This is a genomic window from Streptomyces sp. NPDC097981 (genome assembly GCF_040302565.1).
GTDB lineage: Bacteria > Actinomycetota > Actinomycetes > Streptomycetales > Streptomycetaceae > Streptomyces.
In genome coordinates this window covers 145,645-166,617 of the sequence record NZ_JBEORW010000009.1, presented here as the reverse complement: position 1 = coordinate 166,617, position 20,973 = coordinate 145,645, and the positions used below count along the sequence as shown (strand labels likewise).

The 20,973-nt window shown below is 70.8% G+C and carries 16 protein-coding genes; 10 read left to right on the top strand and 6 right to left on the bottom strand.

Features of this window, described 5'->3' with window-relative positions:
• Positions 1-64 precede the first annotated feature (64 nt).
• Positions 65-1,300 (top strand): GNAT family N-acetyltransferase, encoded by a 1,236-nt coding sequence (locus ABTY04_RS11725; protein ID WP_352213184.1) that lies wholly within the window; start codon positions 65-67, stop codon positions 1,298-1,300.
• Between the two features lie 60 nt (positions 1,301-1,360).
• Here ABTY04_RS11725 and ABTY04_RS11720 read toward each other — a convergent pair whose 3' ends face one another.
• Both ABTY04_RS11720 and ABTY04_RS11715 read right to left on the bottom strand, forming a co-directional pair.
• Positions 1,361-2,170 (bottom strand): Fpg/Nei family DNA glycosylase, encoded by an 810-nt coding sequence (locus tag ABTY04_RS11720; protein WP_352213183.1) that lies wholly within the window; start codon positions 2,168-2,170, stop codon positions 1,361-1,363.
• A gap of 73 nt (positions 2,171-2,243) precedes the next feature.
• Entirely contained in the window at positions 2,244-2,729 is a 486-nt protein-coding gene (locus ABTY04_RS11715) for a ribose-5-phosphate isomerase (RefSeq protein ID WP_352213182.1), read from the bottom strand.
• Positions 2,730-2,948: 219 nt separating this feature from the next.
• Between ABTY04_RS11715 and ABTY04_RS11710 the strand changes: the two genes are divergently transcribed.
• Complete coding sequence (locus tag ABTY04_RS11710) at positions 2,949-4,382, top strand: amino acid permease (RefSeq protein ID WP_352213181.1); 1,434 nt, start codon at positions 2,949-2,951, stop codon at positions 4,380-4,382.
• A gap of 80 nt (positions 4,383-4,462) precedes the next feature.
• On the opposite strand, the gene ABTY04_RS11705 is transcribed toward ABTY04_RS11710, so the two are convergent.
• Positions 4,463-5,044: a biotin transporter BioY gene (locus ABTY04_RS11705; protein WP_352213180.1), complete on the bottom strand. Its 582-nt coding sequence runs from the start codon at positions 5,042-5,044 to the stop codon at positions 4,463-4,465.
• A 314-nt stretch (positions 5,045-5,358) separates the two neighbouring features.
• Here ABTY04_RS11705 and ABTY04_RS11700 point away from each other — a divergent pair, with 314 nt between their 5' ends.
• From ABTY04_RS11700 to ABTY04_RS11690, 3 genes are all read left to right on the top strand, one after another.
• Positions 5,359-6,774: an amino acid permease gene (locus ABTY04_RS11700; protein ID WP_352213179.1), complete on the top strand. Its 1,416-nt coding sequence runs from the start codon at positions 5,359-5,361 to the stop codon at positions 6,772-6,774.
• A gap of 265 nt (positions 6,775-7,039) precedes the next feature.
• On the top strand, positions 7,040-8,449 hold the full coding sequence (locus ABTY04_RS11695; RefSeq protein ID WP_352213178.1) for an amino acid permease: 1,410 nt from the start codon (positions 7,040-7,042) through the stop codon (positions 8,447-8,449).
• Between the two features lie 183 nt (positions 8,450-8,632).
• Entirely contained in the window at positions 8,633-9,289 is a 657-nt protein-coding gene (locus ABTY04_RS11690; RefSeq protein WP_352213177.1) for a superoxide dismutase, read from the top strand.
• 140 nt (positions 9,290-9,429) lie between these two features.
• Here the strand turns inward: ABTY04_RS11690 and ABTY04_RS11685 are convergent, their stop codons facing one another.
• Complete coding sequence (locus tag ABTY04_RS11685) at positions 9,430-10,077, bottom strand: mycothiol-dependent nitroreductase Rv2466c family protein (RefSeq protein WP_352213176.1); 648 nt, start codon at positions 10,075-10,077, stop codon at positions 9,430-9,432.
• A 124-nt stretch (positions 10,078-10,201) separates the two neighbouring features.
• On the opposite strand from ABTY04_RS11685, the gene pepN reads away from it, so the two are divergent.
• Positions 10,202-12,787, top strand: a complete 2,586-nt coding sequence (pepN, locus tag ABTY04_RS11680; protein ID WP_352213175.1) for an aminopeptidase N — start codon at positions 10,202-10,204, stop codon at positions 12,785-12,787.
• A 169-nt stretch (positions 12,788-12,956) separates the two neighbouring features.
• On the top strand, positions 12,957-13,916 hold the full coding sequence (locus ABTY04_RS11675; RefSeq protein WP_352213174.1) for a hypothetical protein: 960 nt from the start codon (positions 12,957-12,959) through the stop codon (positions 13,914-13,916).
• Here the strand turns inward: ABTY04_RS11675 and ABTY04_RS11670 are convergent.
• Both ABTY04_RS11670 and ABTY04_RS11665 read right to left on the bottom strand, forming a co-directional pair.
• Positions 13,892-14,794, bottom strand: a complete 903-nt coding sequence (locus ABTY04_RS11670) for a pyridoxamine 5'-phosphate oxidase family protein (protein ID WP_352213173.1) — start codon at positions 14,792-14,794, stop codon at positions 13,892-13,894. The two genes, ABTY04_RS11675 and ABTY04_RS11670, sit on opposite strands and share 25 nt — an antisense overlap.
• A gap of 23 nt (positions 14,795-14,817) precedes the next feature.
• Positions 14,818-15,276 carry a VOC family protein gene (locus ABTY04_RS11665; RefSeq protein WP_352213172.1) on the bottom strand — a complete coding sequence of 153 codons (459 nt, stop codon included), beginning with the start codon at positions 15,274-15,276 and terminating at the stop codon, positions 14,818-14,820.
• Between the two features lie 128 nt (positions 15,277-15,404).
• Here ABTY04_RS11665 and ABTY04_RS11660 point away from each other — a divergent pair, with 128 nt between their 5' ends.
• From ABTY04_RS11660 to ABTY04_RS11650, 3 genes are all read left to right on the top strand, one after another.
• Complete coding sequence (locus ABTY04_RS11660; protein WP_352213171.1) at positions 15,405-15,971, top strand: CGNR zinc finger domain-containing protein; 567 nt, start codon at positions 15,405-15,407, stop codon at positions 15,969-15,971.
• Between the two features lie 274 nt (positions 15,972-16,245).
• Entirely contained in the window at positions 16,246-19,575 is a 3,330-nt protein-coding gene (locus ABTY04_RS11655) for a S8 family serine peptidase (protein WP_352213170.1), read from the top strand.
• 325 nt (positions 19,576-19,900) lie between these two features.
• Entirely contained in the window at positions 19,901-20,929 is a 1,029-nt protein-coding gene (locus ABTY04_RS11650) for an aspartate-semialdehyde dehydrogenase (RefSeq protein ID WP_352213169.1), read from the top strand.
• Positions 20,930-20,973: the final 44 nt, after the last annotated feature.

The following is a 20,973-nucleotide window of genomic DNA, read 5'->3' as shown; positions in this document are numbered from 1 at the left end:
CGAGGGATCCGGGTCGGTCGAAAATCCATCGACTGTGACGGAATGCCCTGGTAAGGATGGCCGTATGGCTCTTGAGATGCACGTATTGCAGGCGGATGAGTGGGATGTCTGGTACGACCACCTGGAACTGGCGTTCGGTGGAGTGCCGGAGTCTCCCCAGGAGCGGGGGCTGTACAAGTCCCTGACGGAGTTCGGGCGCTCGCTGGGTGTCTGGGACGGCGGAACCTGCGTCGGCTCGGCGGGCGCCTTCTCCTTCCGCCTTTCGGTGCCGGGCGGCGAGCTGGTCCCCGCGGCCGGGGTCACGATGGTGGGTGTCGCGCCGACGCACCGGCGCCGGGGGGTGCTCACCTCGATGATGCGCCGACAGCTGGACGACATCCGGGCGGGTGGCGAGCCGCTCGCCGTGCTGACCGCCTCGGAGCCGGCGATCTACGGGCGTTTCGGCTACGGCACCGCGACGTACGAGCTGTCCCTGACCGTCGACACCGCACGCGTACGGCTCTCGGTGCCGCCGGGGACGGACGAGGTGCGGCTGCGGCTCGTCGATCCGGAGAAGGCGCTGCCGGACTGCGAGCGGGTGTACGCGCAGCTGGTCGCCCTGCGGCCCGGCATGCCGGCGCGCCGGCCGGGCTGGGAGCGGCTGCCGCTGCTGGATCCGGAGTCGGCGCGCGAGGGTGCCTCGCCGTTGAAGTGCGTGGTGGCGGAAGGGGAGGACGGCGCCGTGGCCGGGTACGCCCGGTACCGGGTCAGGGCCGACTGGGAGCCGCACGGTCCGGAGGGCAAGGTCGAGGTGGCCGATCTCGATGCGCTGGACCCGGCGGCGACGGCGGCGCTGTGGCGCTACCTCTTCGAGATCGACCTGACCTCCACCGTGCAGGCTCGCAGGCGGCCGGTGGACGATGCGCTGCTCCACCTGGTCAGCGACGTCCGGCGGTCGCGGCCGGGCACGCGCGACTCGCTGCACCTGCGGCTGGTGGACCTGCCGGCGGCCCTGGAGGCGCGGGCGTACACGGCCCCGCTGGACGTGGTGGTGGAGGTCGAGGACGCGTTCTGCCCGTGGAACGAGGGGCGGTGGCGGCTGGTCTGCGACGCGGACGGCGCCGCCCGCTGCACGCGGACCGCGGACCCGGCGGACCTGGAGCTGTCGGTCCGGGAGCTGGGCTCGGCGTACCTGGGCGGAATCACCCTGACCGCCCTGGCGGCGGCCGGCCGGGTCCGGGAGCTGCACCCGGGCGCCTTGGCGCCGGCCTCGCGGGCCTTCGCCGCGGACACGGCCCCCTGGCTCCCCCACGGCTTCTGACCCAAACCGGTCCCCGGCGGGCGGGGCCGGGGGCGCGGGCCCGGTGGTGTTTTCGCGCGGCTAGCGCTTCTGGCAGGCCGGGCACCAGAACAGGTTGCGTGCCGCGAGGTCGGCGGTGCGGACCTCGGCCCCGCAGATGTGGCACGGCATGTGCGCCCGGCGGTAGACGTACACCTCGCCGCCGTGGTCGTCCACGCGCGGGGGGCGGCCCATGGCCTCGGGCAGGTGCTCGTCGCGGACGGTGTCGATCCGGTTGTTCCGTACGCCCTCGCGCATCAGGGCGGCCAGGTCGAGCCACATGGCGTCCCACTCGCCGCGCGTGAGGTCCTTGCCCAGGCGGTACGGGTCGATGCCGTGCCGGAAGAGGACCTCGGCGCGGTAGACGTTGCCGACGCCCGCGATCACCTTCTGGTCCATGAGCAGGGCGGCGATGGTGGTGCGGGAGCGGGAGATCCGCTTCCAGGCGCGGTCCGGGTCGTCGGCCGGGCGCAGCGGGTCGGGGCCGAGCCGCTCGCCTATCGCCTTCTTCTCGCCGTCCGTGATCAGCGCGCACGTGGTCGGGCCGCGCAGGTCGGAGTAGTGCTCGTCATCGGCGATGCGCAGCCGGACCGTGTCGGTGGGCGGGGCCGCCGGGGCCGTCCCGAGCGCGTACTTGCCGAACAGGCCCAGGTGGATGTGGACCCAGCCGTTGCCCTGGAAGCCCAGGAAGAGGTGCTTCCCGTGCGCGTCCACGCCGTCGAGTACCCGGCCGTCGAGCAGCGCAGCGCTCTCGGCGAACCGGCCCTGCGGGCTGCTGACCCGTACCTCCCGGCCGGCGAACCGGACGAGGTGGTCCTCCGCGAGGCGGTGGATCGTATGCCCCTCAGGCACGGCACTGCTCCTTGTGCGGGAAACAGCCGTGCCGCCGGGGCCGGAAGCCACGGCGGCACGGCAAAGCGGAAGATCAGCCCTGCGGGTGGTGGGCCGGGATCGGGGGGAGCTCACCGGTCTGCTCGTACGCGGAGAGCATCTCGATGCGCCGGGTGTGGCGCTCCTCGTCGGAGTACGGCGTCGCCAGGAAGGCCTCGATGAAGCCGACGGCCTCGTCCTGGGTGTGCATCCGGCCGCCGACGGAGATCACGTTGGCGTTGTTGTGCTCGCGGCCGAGCTTCGCGGTCTCGACACTCCAGGCCAGGATGGCGCGGACGCCCTTGACCTTGTTCGCGGCGATCTGCTCGCCGTTGCCGGAGCCGCCGATCACGATGCCGAGGCTGTCGGCGTCCGCGGCGGTCTTCTCCGCGGCGCGCAGGCAGAACGGCGGGTAGTCGTCCACCGCGTCGTAGATGTGGGGCCCGCAGTCGACGGGCTCGTGGCCGTTGTTCTTGAGCCAGTCCACCAGGTGGTTCTTGAGCTCAAAGCCGGCATGGTCGGATCCGAGGTACACGCGCATGGGACGAGTGTGGCACGAGCGGGCCGGAAGGCCCGCAGAGGGTGTCGCGTAAGTCACTTCTAAAGCTCAAGTAAACCCAAAGAACGCAGATGGGACACGGTGGGGCGTGACTCCTGGACGTTCGCCCTATCGCAACGATCCGGATTGGGGTCTTCCGCCCCGCGTTCATCTCAGGTTTGAATGCCCGGGCTCGAAACCCGAGAACCTAAGGATCCGTCCATGAGCTCCACGACGACCCTTCAGAAGGCAGGCGACCCGGCCGGTGAACCCGGTTCCGCCCAGTCCTCCGACGGTCTGAAGGCCGGTCTCAAGAACCGCCACCTGTCCATGATCGCCATCGGCGGCGTCATCGGCGCCGGCCTGTTCGTCGGCTCCGGCGGCGGTATCGCCAAGGCCGGCCCCGCCATCCTGATCTCGTACCTCCTCGTCGGCGCCATGGTCGTCTTCGTGATGCGGATGCTCGGCGAGATGGCCGCCGCCAGCCCGAACTCGGGCTCCTTCTCCGCGTACGCCGACCGGGCGCTCGGCCGCTGGGCCGGCTTCTCCATCGGCTGGCTGTACTGGTTCTTCTGGGTCGTCGTGCTCGCCGTGGAGGCGACCGCCGGTGCAAAGATCCTCGAAGGCTGGGTCCCGGCCGTCCCGCAGTGGGGCTGGGCCCTGATCGTGATGGTGGTCCTGACGGTCACCAACCTCGGCTCGGTCGCCTCCTACGGCGAGTTCGAGTTCTGGTTCGCCGGCATCAAGGTCGTCGCCATCGGCGCCTTCGTGATCGTCGGCATGCTCGCCGTCTTCGGCGTGCTGCCGGGTTCGGACAACCCGGGTGCGGGCTTCGCCCACCTCACCGACGCCGGCGGGTTCATGCCCAACGGCTGGGGCTCCATCCTCACCGGTGTGCTGATGGTCGTCTTCTCCTTCATGGGCAGCGAGATCGTCACCCTGGCGGCCGGCGAGTCCGAGGACCCGCGCCGCGCGGTCACCAAGGCCACCAACTCGGTGATCTGGCGCATCGGCGTCTTCTACCTGGGCTCGATCTTCATCGTCCTCACCCTGCTGCCGTGGAACGACAAGTCGATCGTCGAGAAGGGCTCGTACGTCGCCGCCCTGGACTCCATCGGCATCGCGCACGCCGGCCAGATCATGAACGTGATCGTCCTGACCGCCGTGCTGTCCTGCCTGAACTCGGGCATGTACACGGCCTCCCGCATGGCGTTCTCGCTGGGTGAGCGTGGTGACGCGCCCAAGGTCTTCGCCAAGGTCAACAAGCGGGGCGTTCCCATGGCCGCGATCCTGGGCTCGGTGGTCTTCGGCTTCGCCGCGGTCTACTTCAACTACACCTCCCCGGACACGGTCTTCAGCTTCCTGCTGAACTCCTCGGGTGCGATCGCGCTCTTCGTGTGGCTGGTCATCTGCCTGACCCAGCTGCGGATGCGCAAGATCCTGGTGCGCGAGGCGCCGGACAAGCTGACGGTCAAGATGTGGCTGTTCCCGTACCTGACGTGGGCCACCGCCGGCATGATCACCTTCGTCCTGGCCTACATGGTCTACGACAAGGACAACCGCGAGACGGTCATGCTGTCGCTGCTGGTCGCCGCCGTCGTGCTGGTCATCGGCGTGGTGCGCGACATGCGCCGCAAGGCCGCCGCGCGCGCCTAGCCGAACGGACACGACAGCCCCGGACCACTCCGCGTGGTCCGGGGCTGTCGTGTTTGCCGGGGCTGCCGAAAGGCGACGGGCTACTTGCGGCCGACCAGCTTCCAGGTGGCGGGCAGCAGGCCCATGGCCAGCGCGGCCTTGAGCGCGTCGCCGATCAGGAACGGCGTCAGGCCCGCCGCGACGGCCGCGCCGAAGGACATCCCGGTGGACAGCGCCAGGTACGGCACGCCCACCGCGTAGATCAGCGCGGAGCCCAGCGCCATCGTGGCGGCCGTACGGAGGACCGAGCGGTCGGCGCCGCGGCGGGCCAGGGCGCCCACGACGGTGGCGGCGAGCAGCATGCCGAGCACGTAGCCGAAGGAGGCACCGCCCGCGCCGGAGGTGCCGCCCGCGAACCAGGGCATGCCCGCCGCGCCGGCGAGCGCGTACAGGGCGAGCGAGAGGAAGCCGCGGCGGGCACCGAAGGCGGCTGCGACCAGCAGGGCCGCGAAGGTCTGGCCGGTGACCGGGACCGGGGAGCCGGGTACGGGCACGGAGATCTGCGCGGCGAGGCCCGTGAGCGCGGCTCCGCCGACGACGAGCGCGATGTCGCGGACGCGGCTCGCGGGCAGCAGGTCGGCGAGGACGACGCCGGGGCGGAAGGAGACGGAAGCAGTGCTCATCGGAGGACTCCGCGTGGGGGTGCCCCCGGCGGTGGCCGGGGGAGCGAGGCTGACGGGACGATCACCGACGCTAGTCCGCGGCCGGGCGCCGCCCCACCGACGGCTGGGACAAAGCCCTACTCGCCGGTTTGGTGGGGAGTGCACAAAGAGACCGGTTCACACCCGAGTTCCCGTGATCCGCATCACGAGCCTGATTCAGACAGCACGTCCGTTTTTGCGCGGATGGGTGCCCTCCGGCGAGACTGTAGGGTCCCGCCAATCCGAATGCGGAGCCCCACCGCCGCTGCCGAGCACGAGAGTACGAGCATCCACTCATGCGCGACCGCTTGCCCACCACTCCTCCTACCGGGCCCACCCCTCCCGTCGGGCCCGACCTGCCGGCGGAGCCCCTCAGCCACAGCCTCAAGCAGCGCCACCTGACCATGCTGGGCCTGGGCGGCGTGATCGGCGCAGGCCTGTTCGTCGGCTCCGGCGCCGGCATCGGCATCGCCGGCCCCGCGATCATCTGCTCGTACCTGCTGGCGGGCGGCCTCGCCATGCTGGTGATGCGGGCGCTCGGCGAGATGTCGGCGGCGATGCCCGCCTCCGGCTCCTTCTCCGTGTACGCGGAGAAGGCCCTGGGGCGCTGGGCCGGCTTCTCGGCGGGCTGGCTCTACTGGTTCCTGCTGGTCGTGGTGCTGGCGGTGGAGGCCACCGGCGCGGCGAAGATCGCGAACGGCTGGCTGCCCTCGGTCGACCAGTGGGTCTGGGTGCTGGTCTTCATGGTGGTCTTCACCGTGAGCAACCTGGCCGCCGTGAAGAACTTCGGCGAGTTCGAGTTCTGGTTCGCGGCCCTCAAGGTCGGCGCCATCGTGCTGTTCCTGATCCTCGGCACCCTCGCGATCTTCGGCCTGCTCCCGGACACGGATCCCGTCGGGATGGCCAACCTCACCGGCCACGGAGGCTTCTTCCCCAAGGGCCTCGGCGGAGTGGTCGCCGGCATGCTCGCCGTCATCTTCGCGTTCGGCGGCCTGGAGGTCGTCACCATTGCGGCCGCCGAGTCCGACGACCCGGCGAAGTCCGTGGCCCGCGCGGTGCGCAGCGCCGTGTGGCGCATCCTCTTCTTCTACGTCGGCTCGATGCTGGTCATCGTGACCCTGCTGCCGTGGGACTCGCTGGAGCCCGGGCAGAGCCCGTACGTGGCCGTCCTGGACTCCATCGGCATCCCGGGGGCAGCCCAGATCATGAACATCGTGGTGTTCGTGGCGCTGCTGTCGGCGCTCAACGCCAACCTGTACGGGTCCTCGCGCATGGTGTTCTCGCTGGCCGAGCGCGGCGAGGCGCCCAAGGCCCTGCTGAAGGTGTCCGGCGGCGGGGTGCCGCGCCGGGCCGTGTTCGCCTCGGTGGCCTTCGGCTTCGTGTCGGTGGTGCTGAACCTGCTGTGGCCGGACACGGTCTTCCTCTACATGCTCAACGCGGTCGGCGCGGTGCTGCTGTTCGTGTGGGCGCTGATCGCGATGTCGGAGCTCAGGCTGCGGCGCATGCTGGAGCGGGACATGCCCGAGCGGCTCACGCTGCGGATGTGGTGCTTCCCGTACCTGACGTGGGCTGCGCTGCTCGGCATGGCGGCGGTGCTGGTGCTGATGCTGTTCGACGACTCTGCGCGGCCGCAGCTGCTGTGGTCCACGGGGGCGGCGGCCGCCGTCCTCGTGGTGGCGTGGGTCCGGGAGCTGCGGGCGCCGCAGGCGTGATCCCGCGGCAGCGGTGAAGGAGCAGGCCCCCGTGCCGGACGCGCGGGGGCCTGCTGCATGTTCCGGGGCCGTCAGGTCCGCAGGTACGCGGCCCGCGCGGCGGCCGTCGATCATGCGGCGGGCGACGCAGTCCGGCGTACGGGGACGATCACCGGCGGTCATCCCACTGTCCGAATAACGGACACCAACCGTCCGATGATCGGACGCGGGTGAGACTGGGGCACTTCCTCCCGTCCACCCGCACACCGGACAGGCAACACCTTTCATGAGCCAGACATCCACCGCGCCCCGCGCCCAGGACGCGCCGCCCTCGGGCGGCGCCGGATCCCCCCTCGGCGACGGCCTCAAGCAGCGCCACCTCTCGATGATCGCCCTCGGCGGGGTGATCGGCGCCGGCCTCTTCGTCGGCTCCGGCGCCGGCATCGCCGCCGCGGGTCCCTCGATCGTGATCGCGTACGCCGTGTCCGGTCTGCTCGTGATGTTCGTGATGCGGATGCTCGGCGAGATGTCCGCCGCGAACCCCGCCTCCGGCTCCTTCTCGGTGCACGCGGAACGGGCGATCGGCCCCTGGGCCGGGTTCACGGCCGGCTGGATGTTCTGGACCCTGCTGTGCGTGGGCGTGGCCATCGAGGCGATCGGTGCGGCGCACATCATGACCGGCTGGTTCCCCGGCACCCCCTCCTGGATGTGGGTGCTGGCCTTCATGGCGCTGTTCTGCGGCAGCAACCTGGCCGCCGTCTCCCACTTCGGCGAGTTCGAGTTCTGGTTCGCCGCCCTCAAGATCGGCGCGATCGCGCTGTTCCTGGGCCTGGGCGTGCTGGCCGTCCTGGGCCTGCTGCCCGGCACCTCCTCCCCCGGCGCCGCCCATCTGCTGCACGACGGCGGGTTCCTGCCGGGTGGCACGGACGGCCTGCTGGTCGGGGTGCTGGCCTCGGTCGTCGCGTACGGCGGCCTGGAGACGGTGACCATCGCGGCCGCCGAGTCCGACGACCCGGTCAAGGGCGTGGCCCGGGCCGTGAAGACGACCATGTGGCGGATCGCGATCGTCTACGTGGGCTCCATGCTGGTCATCGTCACGCTGCTGCCGTGGAACGACCCGGCGGTGACCGAGCAGGGCCCGTACGCGGCCGCCCTGGGCCGCCTGGGCATCCCCGGCGCCGGCGAAATCATGAACGTGGTCATCCTGATCGCCCTGCTGTCGGCGATGAACGCCAACATCTACGGCTCCTCGCGCATGGCCTACTCGCTCGTCTCCCGCGGCCAGGGCCCCAAGGCGCTGGGCAAGGTCACCGGCCGGGTGCCGCGCCGCGCGGTGCTCGCCTCGTGCGGGTTCGGCTTCATCACCGTGCTGCTGTCGTACTGGTACCCGGACACCCTGTTCGCCTGGCTGCTGAACATGGTCGGCGGGGTCATCCTCGTCGTCTGGGGCTTCATCGCCGTCTCGCAGTTCGCGCTGCGGCGCCGGCTGGAGCGGGAGGCCCCGGAGAAGCTGGTCGTGAAGATGTGGGGCTTCCCGTACCTGACCTGGGTGGCGCTGGCCGGGGTGGCCGGGGTCCTCGTCCTGATGGTTCTCGGCGAGGACACCCGGGTCCAGGTGGTGTTCACCGGCGGCCTCACCCTCGCCCTCGCGGCGACCGGCTACGCGGTGCAGCGCCGGGCCGCCGGCCGCGCCTGACCGGCCACCACACGGCGAAGGCGCTCCCTGTGCGCGGCACGGGGAGCGCCTTCGCCGTACCCGCGTCGTACTCGGGCGAGGCCAGACGACCCTTACGTGCTCAGAGAAATAGATACTGCTACCGTGCAGTTGCGCATTGGTTGCAATAAGAAGTTGGCACGCCGAGGGGACCGGACAACACGCATGGCCATCTACACGCTTCCTGAGCTTCCGTACGACTACGCGGCGCTGGAGCCGGTGATCAACCCGCAGATCATCGAGCTGCACCACGACAAGCACCACGCGGCCTACGTCGCCGGCGCCAACACCACGCTGGAGCAGCTGGAGGAGGCGCGCGACAAGGAGAACTGGGGCGCGCTGAACGGCCTGGAGAAGAACCTGGCCTTCCACCTCTCCGGCCACATCCTGCACAGCATCTACTGGCACAACATGGCCAGCCCGAAGACCGGCGAGGGCGGCGGCGAGCCCACCGCGGCCGACGGCGCGGGCGACCTGGCCGACGCCATCACCGAGTCCTTCGGATCGTTCGCGAAGTTCAAGAAGCAGCTGACCTTCGCCTCGTCCGCCACGCAGGGCTCCGGGTGGGGCGTGCTCGCGTACGAGCCCGTCAGCGGCCGCCTGGTCGTCGAGCAGGTCTACGACCACCAGGGCAACGTGGGCGTCGCCAGCACGCCGATCCTGGTCTTCGACGCCTGGGAGCACGCCTTCTACCTGCAGTACAAGAACCAGAAGGCGGACTTCATCGAGGCCATGTGGAACGTCGTCAACTGGCAGGACGTGGCCAGGCGCTACGCCGACGCCAAGGCCAACACCCCGCTGCTGATCCCCGCCAAGGGCTGATCGGCGCCCTCAAGCCGTCCGCCTCGTGATCGTCTTCTCAGCCTTCGCGTGCGGGCGTGTCCAACGGAAGACCCCCGCAAGGACATGACTTGCGGGGGTCTTCCGTGTCCGCAGCAGCCGGTACCGGACCGGACGGAGGCCTACTCGAAGGACGGGCCCTTGGTGCGGGTGCGCTTGATCTCGTAGAAGCCGGGGGTGGAGGCCACCAGCAGGGTGCCGTCCCACAGCCGGGCGGCGGCCTCGCCGCGCGGGGTGGGGGTGACGACCGGCCCGAAGAAGGCCACCTCGTCGCCCTCGGCGCCGGGCACGGAGATCACCGGGGTGCCGACCTCCTGGCCGACGCGCTCGATGCCGTCGTTGTGGGAGTCGCGCAGCACCTGGTCGTACTCGTCGGAGTCGGCGTACGCGAGCAGCTCGGCCGGCAGGCCGACCTCCTCCAGCGCCTCGGCGATGACCTCGCGGGTCGCGCCCTTGTCCTCGTTGTGGATCCGGGTGCCGAGCGCGGTGTAGAGCTTGCCGGTGATCTCCTCACCGTGCTTCTGCTGGGCCGCGATGACCACGCGGACCGGGGCCCAGCCCTTGGGGCCGAGGATCTCGCGGTAGCGCTCGGGCAGCTCTTCGAGCTTGTTCTCGTTGAGGACGGCGAGGCTCATCACGTGCCAGCGCACCTCGATGTCGCGGACCTTCTCGACCTCCAGCATCCAGCGGGACGTCATCCAGGCCCAGGGGCAGAGCGGGTCGAACCAGAAGTCGACCGGAGTCTTCTCGCGCACCTGGGTGTCGGCCATGTCTCTCCTAGAGTCGCTTGGGCATCACTGGTCGTGTTCCCCCTCGCCAACCAGGCCAGGACCTCCCGCATTCCCCCGTGGGAGGATTCGATCAGGTATCACGATCACGCACGAAGGAGTGCACGTGCCCGGAGAGAATCTGTCCCGTGACGAGGCCCGCGAGCGGGCGGAGCTGCTGTCCGTCGACGGGTACGAGGTGGTCCTCGACCTGAGGTCCGCCGTGGACGAGGCCGAACCGGCCGAGGGTCACCGGACCTTCCGCTCGGTGACCACGATCCGTTTCCGGGCCGCGACCGCCGGCTCGGCCACCTTCGCGGACCTGGTGGCCCCGTCGGTGAACTCCGTCACCCTCAACGGGCGGGAGCTGGATCCGGCCGCCGTCTTTGACGGGGCGCGGATCGCCCTGCCCGGGCTGGCCTCCGAGAACGTTCTCGTGGTGGACGCGAACTGCGCGTACAGCCGGACGGGCGAGGGCATGCACCGCTTCGTCGACCCGGAGGACGGCGAGGTCTACCTCTACACGCAGTACGAGCCGGCGGACGCCCGGCGGGTGTACGCGAACTTCGAGCAGCCCGACCTGAAGGCGCCCTACCGCTTCGAGGTGACCGCGCCGGAGGGCTGGCACGTCTGGAGCAACGGCGCGGAGGAGTCCCGCGAGGGCCAGACCCGGCGGTTCGCCGAGACCGCGCCGATCTCCACGTACATCACGTGCGTGGTGGCGGGCCCGTACCACTACGTGACGGACACCTACACGCGCGGGGACCTGACGATCCCGCTGGGCGCGATCTGCCGCAAGGGGCTGGCGAAGCACTTCGACCCGGACGACGTCTTCCTGGTCACCAAGCAGGGCTTCGACTTCTTCCACGAGCACTTCGACTACCCGTACCCCTTCGGGAAGTACGACCAGGCCTTCGTGCCCGAGTACAACCTGGGCGCGATGGAGAACCCGGGAATGGTGACGTTCCGCGAGGAGTACATCTTCCGCGGCAAGGTGACGCGGGCCGCGTACGAGCGCCGCTGCAACACGATCCTGCACGAGATGGCCCACATGTGGTTCGGCGACCTCGTCACCATGAAGTGGTGGGACGACCTGTGGCTGAAGGAGTCCTTCGCGGACTTCATGGGCTCCTTCTCTCAGGTGGAGGCGACCCGCTTCGACCAGGCGTGGGTGACCTTCGCCAACAACCGCAAGGCATGGGCGTACCGGGCCGACCAGCTGCCCTCCACGCACCCGATCACGGCCGACATCCGTGACCTGGAGGACGCGAAGCTCAACTTCGACGGCATCACGTACGCCAAGGGCGCGGCGGTGCTCAAGCAGCTCGTCGCGTACGTGGGGCGGGAGGCGTTCCTTGAGGGCGCGCGGCGCTACTTCAAGGCCAACGCGTACGGGAACACCACGCTGGACGATCTGCTGGCGGTGCTCGGGGAGGTCTCCGGGCGGGACATGGCCGAGTGGTCGCGGGCCTGGCTGCAGACGGCCGGCGTGAATGTGCTGACGCCGGTGGTGACGTACGACGCGGCCGGCCGGGTGACCGAGCTGGCGGTGGTCCAGGAGGGCGACGCCCTGCCCGGTCTGCCGACACCGTCGGCGGGTCGCCCGCACCGGGTCGCGGTCGGCTTGTACCGGCTGGAGGACGGCTCGCTGGTGCGCTACGCGCAGGCCGAGGCGGACGTGGAGGGCGCCTCGACGGTCGTGGCGGGGCTGGCCGGGCAGGAGCGGCCCGACCTGGTGCTGGTCAACGACGAGGACCTCACCTACTGCAAGATGCGCTTCGACGAGGGCTCGCTGGAGACGCTGCGGGAGCGGCTCGGCGACGTGGCCGATCCGCTGGCGCGGGCGCTGTGCTGGTCGGCGCTGTGGAACCTGACGCGGGACGCGCTGATGCCGGCGCGCGACTTCCTGTCCCTGGTGGTGGCCCACGCCGGCCGCGAGACGGACGTCGGCGTGCTCCAGATGGTGCACTCGCAGGCGCTGACCGCCGTTACGCGCTACGCGGCGGCCGACTGGCGCGAGCAGGGCGGCCGGATGCTGTCCGCGGCCGCGCTGCGCGAGCTGCGGCTGGCGGAGCCGGGGTCGGAGCACCAGCTGACCTGGGCCCGCTTCTTCGCGGCGAGCGCGGCGACGGAGGGCGACTTCCAGCTGCTGCTGGGGCTGCTGGACGGTTCGGCGCGGATCGACGGGCTGGACGTGGACCAGGAGCTGCGATGGGACTTCCTCCTGCCGCTGGCCGCGCACGGCGCCGTGGACGAGGCCGTGCTGACGGCGGAGCTGGCGCGGGACGACACGGCGTCCGGCAAGCGGCACCAGGTGCGGTGCCTGGCGGCGCGGCCGTCGGAGGCGGTCAAGGACCAGGCGTGGGCGGTGGTGGTCGAGTCGGACGCGCTATCGAACGCGCTGGTGGAGGCGACGATCGCCGGCATGCAGCAGCCTTCCCAGCGGGCGCTGCTGGCGCCGTACGCGGGGCGCTACTTCGAGGTGATCGAGCGGATCTGGGCGGAGCGCTCGATCCAGATCGGCATGCACGTGGTGAAGGGGCTGTACCCGTCCCTGGAGGACTCGGAATCGACGCTCGCCGCCACGGACGCGTGGCTCTCGTCGCACGCCGGTGCCGCTCCGGCGCTGCGCCGCCTGGTGCTGGAGGCCCGCGACGACCTGGCCCGCGCGCTGCGTGCGCAGGCCGCCGACGCGGCTTCGCCGGCGGTCTAGCCGGCCTGGTTCGCCTCGACCGGCCGGGCTGGTCCGCCGGCCCGGCCGGTCGAGGCGAACGGTGGTATCGGCTTTCGAACGGCCGTACTTTAGTGCAGGGTTGTCCCGATTTGTCGACGAGAATGTAACAGAGGTTAGCAAGACCCGGGCGAGCGGGAATCTCCGCCGCATGAACCACAATGTGCCCCTCCCCCTCGCCCACCTCAGCGGCAGCCGCCCCCTCGTCATGAGCCTCGCCCAGCTCCGCGAGCACGGCGTCAGCGCCTCCGACGCCGCCGAGCGGCCCTGGCAGGAGATCCTGCCGGGGGTGTTCCTCCTCCACCCCGGCGCCGCGACCAGCGAGGAGCGCCTGCACGCCGCCCTGCTGTACGCGAGCCGCCGCGGCGGCCAGGCCATGATCACCGGGCTCGCGGCCCTCGCGCTGTACCGGTTCGGCTCCGCGCCCGCGCTGCCCGCCCTGTCGCAGATCGACGTGCTGGTGCCCCACACCCGCCGGCTCCGCTCCGTCGGCGCCGTGCGGATCGTGCGGACGCACACCCCGCCCCGCCCGCAGGAGGTGACCGGGCTGCCCGTCGCCCCCGTGGCCCGGGCCCTGGCCGACGCGGTCTCCCAGCTCTCCGACGCCGCCGCCGTACGCCGGCTGCTCAGCGAGGCCGTCCGCGGCGGGCACTGCGAACCCGCGGCCGTCGTACGGGAGCTGACGGTGGCCCGGCTGCTGAACCGCCCCCACGTCGTGGACGCCGTCGAGTCCCTGCTCGCGGAGGGCCGGGCCATCGCCGAGGACCGGCTGTACCAGCTCGTACGCGGTTACGAGCTGCCCGAGCCGGTCTGGAACGTGGACCTGCGCCTGCCCGGTGGCCCGCACCTCGGCGGGGTCGACGCGTACTGGCCCGAGGAGGCCGTCGCCGTGGAGATCGACACCCGCGCGCCCCGGCAGGGCGAGGACGAGGAGTTCTCGGAGAGCGTGCGCAAGCGGGAGACCCTGGAGCGGCTCGGGGTGACCGTCATCCACGTCACCCCGCGCAAGCTCCGCGACTGGCCCGAGCAGCAGGCCGCGGTCGTGCGGACCGCCCTGACGGCGGCCGCCGACCGCGAACCCGCCGCCTACCTGGTCGCGCTCCCCCGGTGAAGCGGCAGCGCCGGGTTGGCCGGCGAGTACTCCGGGGTGCTCCAGCGCAGCCGGCCGGGGTGCAGGCTCTCCACCACCGAGTCGATACGGAAGCAGACGCTCCGGCTGCCGTCCGGTCCGAACCCGGTCCGGGCCCTCCCGCTGAGCTGGAGCACCGCCCCGCTCTCCCAGTCCGGGAACAGCAGCCCGGCCCGCGGATCGACGGCCAGGTTCCCCAGGGTCAGGAACATGGCGTTGCCGGGGTAGTCCGGCCAGGACAGCTCGGCGGGCGAGAGCACCTCCACGAAGCCCGGCAGCCCGCCCCGGTGGCTGGCGTCCGTCCGGTCCCCGCCGGTGGTCGCGACGAAGAAGGTGTCGGCGGCGCGGACGGCCCGCTCCTGGTCGGGGGTGAGCGCGTCCCCGCGCCGCACGACACCGGCCCCTTCGGCGACCAGCTCCAGCGGCTGCCGCTTCTGCAGGTACTTGGGGCAGTTCGCGAAGACCCGGTCGGCCTCGACCGCGAACCCGCCCGCGGTCACCTCCACGGCCCCGCCCAGCCGCATCCGGCGCCGGGTGCGGGGGTCGAGGGAAATGGTCCCGACCCGGGTGCCCGCCGTGGCCAGCGCCTCGGCGAGGGGATCACCGGCCGGCACCCCGCCGGCGACCGACATCCGGTGCGGACCGGTGGCCCGCACGAATCCGGGCGCACCGGTGAGCAGCGAGGCCCACAGCCGTCCCGTCCCGTCGGCGGCGCCGACGACCAGGTGCGGCTGCAGCCCGAGGAAAGCCGCGGCGACGTCCTTGATGCCCGTGCCGATCGAGCGGCCGACATGGTCGGCAAGCTCGCGTACGCCGACCCGTTCCTGCACGGCCAGCGAGCCCCGGTGATACCGGTCCATGACCCTGCCTCCCATCTGAGCGATTAGAAGAATCCGCAGGTCGGGGCCCCCGCGACGGGAGCGGGCGCATCCTCGGCACCGGCCGGCACGGAGATCTCCAGACGGATGCCGTCGGGGTCGTGGAAGAAGATGCCGCCGGAGGCGGCGCCTTCACGGTGGGCGACCACGCCCTCGTAGGCGAACTCCACGCCCAGCCCGCGCAGCCGCTGCTCGTACGCCCGGACCTCGTCGATGGCGCCGGCGGAGAGCGCCAGGTGGTGCAGCCCGGCCGCGGCCGGGGCGTACGCGCCGTCGGCCTGCTGCCAGAGCGTGAGGACGAGTTCGCCGTCCTGGCCGAGGAGGGCGAAGCGGCGGCCCTCCTCCTTGCCCTCGCTCAGCAGCTCGAAGCCGAGTGCGTCCCGGTAGAAGGCGAGCGAGCGGGTGAGGTCGGTGACGTTCAGGCCCACGTGCCCGGTGCGCAGCTTGCTGATGACAGCCGTCACGGCTGCCCCCTTTCATCGGTTCGGTTCCATGTTCTAACCTTCTATATTCAAGTTAAAGGTTAGAGGGATCGGCGTCAACCGGTCACGTACCCTTGAGGGGTTAGCTGGCGTGCGTGAGGAGCGGTGGGATGGCGACGGAGACGGCGGACCCCCGCCCCTTGACGGGCGAACCGGTCGCCCTGGACCTGCTGAACACGCGGTGGATGCAGGACGGCGAGGTCACCGACCTCTTCGCCGGGGCCTTCGGGCTGACCCGGATCGAGGGGCTCGCGATCTGGCTGCACAGCACCGGGCTGGCGAGCCGCTTCCGCGCCGACGCCGCGACCCTCGTCCACCTGCTGACCGCCCGCGAGGCGCTGGCCCGGGCGGTCGCGGACCCGGCCGACGAGAGCGCCCGCGCCTTGGTCGACGCCGTGCTGGAGCACGGGCGGATCCGCGCCACCCTGACCGCCGAGGGCCCCGGCGAGCGGGCCGAGTTCGACGACCCGGCCTGGGGGCCGGCCTGGACGGCCGCCCGCGACTACCTGGAGCTGCTGGGTGCGGCGCCCGACCGAATCCGCAAGTGCGCCTCGGAGACGTGCGTGCTGCACTTCCACGACACCTCGCGCAACGGCACCAGGCGCTGGTGCTCGATGTCCGTGTGCGGAAACCGGGCGAAGGCCTCACGCCACTACGCGCGCACGCGCGTGCGCTGAGAAGCCGGAAGTTGTCACACCCGATCTGAGACAGGCCGCCGCCGCACCACCCTGTTGAGGTCGGGAAGTCGACAAAACGATTCTTCAACCCCTGCGATTCGTACGAGTACGCCCCGGTACGGGGTCGATGGCGCATGCTCCGACCTGGCGAGAGTCCGCCATGTCAGGTCTCGGTCAATGACAACGCTCCCCAAACAGCTGTCACTTGCGCAAAGCTGACCGGTCATCCGGCACCGAAATCCGGACCGTATCTTTCACTTATCCAGGGATGCTGATGACCCTCGAATCCCCCAGCTCCATATCCGGGGCCAGACGCGCCGCGCGCGTCGCGGCCGCGGCCGGCCTGGTTGCCGCGCTGGCGACGGCGGGCGCCATGCCCGTGTTCGCGGCGACCGGCACCGCAGCGGGCACCCCGGGCACCGGCCCGGCCGTCAAGTCCGCCGAGCAGAAGCTCGGTTCGAACGACGCCGAGCTGCTTCAGGACGCCAAGGCCAAGGGTGATGCGACCGTCACCGTCATGGTGGCCACCGCCCCCGGCCAGACCAAGCAGGTCGCGGACCAGCTCACCGCGGTCCAGGGCGCCTCGGTCGGCCAGACCAACGACAAGCTCGGCTACGTGCGGGCCACGCTGCCCACCGGCAAGGCCGAGGCTGCGCTGAAGGCGGCCGCCAAGCTGTCCTCGGTGCACGCCATGGACCTCAAGCACGAGATCCAGCTGTCGGACCCGCGGCCCGACGGGGGCCAGGAGTCGGGCTCGGTGAAGAAGACCGCCTCCGAGAGCTACCCGGGGCCGGACAAGAACACCCCCGCGAAGAACCCGTACAACCCGTCCTTCGAGACCGGTGCGGTGGACTTCGTCGCCAAGAACCCGCAGGCCGACGGCCGCGGCGTGACCATCGGCATCCTGGACTCGGGCGTCGACCTCGGCCACCCGGCGCTGCAGAAGACCACCACCGGCGAGCGCAAGATCGTCGACTGGGTCACCGCGACGGACCCGATCACCGACAACGACGCCACCTGGCGCGCGCAGATCACCCCGGTCACGGCCACGGGCGGCACCTTCGCCGCGGGCGGCCAGAGCTGGAAGGCGCCGGAGGGCTCGTACCAGTGGAGCCGGTTCTCCGAGTCGATCACCGCCACCGGTGACATGAAGGGCGACGTCAACCGCGACGGCGACACGACCGACAAGTTCGGCATGCTCTACGACCCCGCCGCCGGCACCGTCCGCGTCGACACCGACCAGGACGGCGACTTCACGAACAACGAGCCGATGAAGCCGTACAAGGACGGCTACCAGATCGGCTACTTCGGCACGGACAACCCGGCGACCGACGTCGCCGAGCGCATCCCGTTCGTGATCCAGATCCGCAAGGACGTCCCGATGGACCCGCTGGGCGGGGACTGGGTCGGCAAGAAGGCCGACTTCGTCAACATCGGCATCATCGAGTCCGAGCACGGCACGCACGTCGCCGGCATCACCGCCGCCAACAGCCTCTTCGGCGGCAAGATGAACGGCGAGGCGCCCGGCGCGAAGATCGTCTCCTCGCGCGCCTGCTCCTGGTCCGGCGGCTGCACCAACGTCGCACTGACCGAGGGCATGATCGACCTCGTCGTCAACCGCGGCGTGGACATCGTCAACATGTCCATCGGCGGCCTGCCGGCGCTGAACGACGGCAACAACGCCCGCGCCGAGCTCTACAAGAACCTCATCGACACCTACGGTGTCCAGCTCGTCATCTCGGCGGGCAACGAGGGCCCCGGTGTCAACACCATCGGCGACCCCGGTCTCGCGGACAAGGTCATCTCCGTGGGCGCCGCGGTCTCCAAGGAGACCTGGGCCGCCAACTACGGCTCCGGCGTGACCACGAAGTACAACATGTTCCCGTTCTCCTCGCGCGGTCCGCGTGAGGACGGCGGCTTCACGCCGACCATCACCGCCCCCGGCGCGGCCATCAACACCACCCAGACCTGGCTGCCCGGCTCCCCGGTGAAGGAGGCCGGCTACAGCCTGCCGGCCGGCTACTCGATGCTGCAGGGCACCTCGATGTCCTCGCCGCAGGCGACGGGCGCCAGCGCCCTGCTGCTCTCGGCCGCCAAGCAGCAGCACGTCGCGGTCACCCCGGCGAGCCTGCGCGTGGCGCTCACCAGCACCGCGAAGAAGATCGACGACGTCCCGGCGCACGCCCAGGGCGCGGGCCTGATCAACATCGTCGACGCGTGGGAGTCCCTCCAGCGCGGCGCCAAGGCCAACGAGTTCACCGTCAAGGCGCCTGTCGACACCGCGCTCGACCAGTTCCTGAAGACCCCGGGCTTCGGCACCGGCGTCTACGACCGTGAGGGCGGCCTCAAGGTCGGCCAGAAGAAGGTCTACGACGTCGTCGTCACCCGCACCACGGGCGTCAAGTACGGCACCCGGCACAACCTGAGCTGGCGCAACAACGACGGCACGTTCAAGGTTGTCGGCGGCTACGACTACGTCACGCTGCCGCTGAACAAGCCTGTCACCATCAAGGTCGAGGCCAAGCCCAAGACGGCCGGCGTGCACAGCGGCATCCTGCAGCTGGACGACGAGACCACCGAGGGCATCGACAAGCAGATCCTGACCACGGTCGTCGCCTCCACCCCGCTGGCGAAGCCGTCGTTCACGATGTCGGACACCTCCTCCGTCCAGCGCAACAGCCACAAGTCGTACTTCGTCACCGTCCCGCAGGGTGCGAAGTCCCTTGAGGTCGCCCTCGGCGGTCTCGCGGCGGGCAGCCAGACGCGCTTCATCTCGATCCACCCGTACGGCACAGGCGTCGAGGACAGCGCGACGACCCAGTGCTACCCGAACTACGACAACCCGGCCAACAAGTGCCGCCCCGACCTGCGCTCGTACGAGAACCCGACGCCGGGCGTCTGGGAGATCGAGGTCGAGTCGCGCCGTACGTCGCCGCTGCTCGACAACCCGTTCAAGCTCGACGTCAGCGTCCTGGGCGCGGGCTTCGACCCGGCGGTCAAGGTCCTTCCCGAGGTCAAGCAGGGCACCCCGGCCCCGGTCCAGTGGACCGTCAAGAACGACGGTGCGGCCATCACCGGCGGCAAGCTCCAGGGCGGCCCGCTCGGCTCCGCGAAGGTCGCCAAGCCGACCATCGCCAACGGTGAGACCCAGACGAGCACCGTCACCATCGGTGAGGGCGTCTCCCGCCTGGACGTGGCCATCGGCGGTGTCTCCGACACCGGCGCCGACCTCGACCTCACCATCCTCAAGGACGGCGTCAAGGTCGGCTCCTCCGCCGACGGCGACTCCGAGGAGGCCGTGACCCTGCTCAACCCGGCCGCCGGTACCTACACCATCGAGGTGGCCGGGTACGCGGTTCCGTCCGGCTCCACCACGTACAACTACCGCGACGTGTACTTCTCGTCCGCCCTGGGCTCCGTCCAGGTCGACGGGGCCGCCGCGGTGAACCTCACCAACGGCGCCTCGGCGTCCGTCTCGGCGAACGTCCTCGCCGCCGCTCCGGCCCCCGAGGGCCGCCAGTTCTTCGGCGAGGTCAAGCTGCTCAACGGCCGCGGCACCGCCGCGGGCACCGGCAGCGTGCAGATCGAGAAGGTCACCCCGTAGTTCCACTCCGGAGGGGCGGTGCTCGCACGAGCGCCGCCCCTCCGGGCTTTCCCCCTCCCCCGGGCCGGCGCGCCCGGCGGTTCTCCCCGAGTTCGATGTGCGGAACATCCGTCCTGATACCGGACGCGACAGACCGGACCGCAACCGGCCGCGACCTGGCAAAAGGGGCGCTCAGCGGGGGTGCGGCACGGCCGCCACGAACGCGTCACCGAGGTTCACATTCAGGACACCGTCCGTTCCTCGGACAATGGATTGGACAAGCCTCGTGGGGTCGAACGCATGATGGCTTCACGCGCCCGCGTCGTACGTACCAAAAGGAGTCACCGTGAGGGTCGGAATCGTCGGAGCCACCGGACAGGTCGGCGGAGTCATGCGCGGCATCCTCGCCGAGCGCAAGTTCCCGGTGGACGAGCTGCGGCTGTTCGCCTCGGCCCGTTCCGCGGGCTCGACCCTCGCGTGGGAGGGCAAGGAGATCACCATCGAGGACGCCTCCACGGCCGACTACTCCGGCCTGGACATCGTGCTCTTCTCCGCGGGCGGCGCCACCTCCCGGGCCCTCGCCGAGAAGGTCGCCTCGCAGGGCGCCGTCGTGATCGACAACTCTTCCGCCTGGCGCGGCGACCCGGAGGTCCCCCTCGTCGTCTCCGAGGTCAACCCGCACGCGATCAAGAACCGCCCCAAGGGCATCATCGCGAACCCGAACTGCACCACCATGGCCGCCATGCCGGTGCTGCGCCCGCTGCACGACGAGGCCGGCCTCACCGCGCTGATCGCCACCACCTACCAGGCCGTCTCCGGCTCGGGCCTGGCCGGTGTGGCCGAGCTCAAGGGCCAGGCCTGTGCGGTCTCCGAGGCCGCCGACCAGCTGACCTTCGACGGCGGCGCCGTGGACTTCCCGGAGCCGGCCGTCTACAAGCGCCCGATCGCGTACAACGTGGTCCCGCTCGCGGGCAACCTGGTCGACGACGGCTCCTTCGAGACGGACGAGGAGCAGAAGCTCCGCAACGAGTCCCGCAAGATCCTGGAGATCCCGGAGCTCAAGGTGTCGGGCACCTGCGTGCGCGTGCCGGTCTTCTCCGGCCACTCCCTCCAGGTCAACGCCCGCTTCGCGAACCCGATCAGCGTGGAGCGCGCGTACGAGCTGCTCAAGGACGCCCCGGGCGTCGAGCTCTCGGAGATCCCGACCCCCCTCCAGGCAGCGGGCAAGGACGCCTCGTACGTGGGGCGCATCCGCGTCGACGAGACCGTGGAGAACGGCCTCGCGCTGTTCCTCTCGAACGACAACCTGCGCAAGGGCGCGGCCCTGAACGCGGTCCAGATCGCCGAGCTCGTCGCCGGGGAACTGCGCGGCTGAGCCTTCGACCACGCGGAAGGGGCGGCACCGGCCGGTGCCGTCCC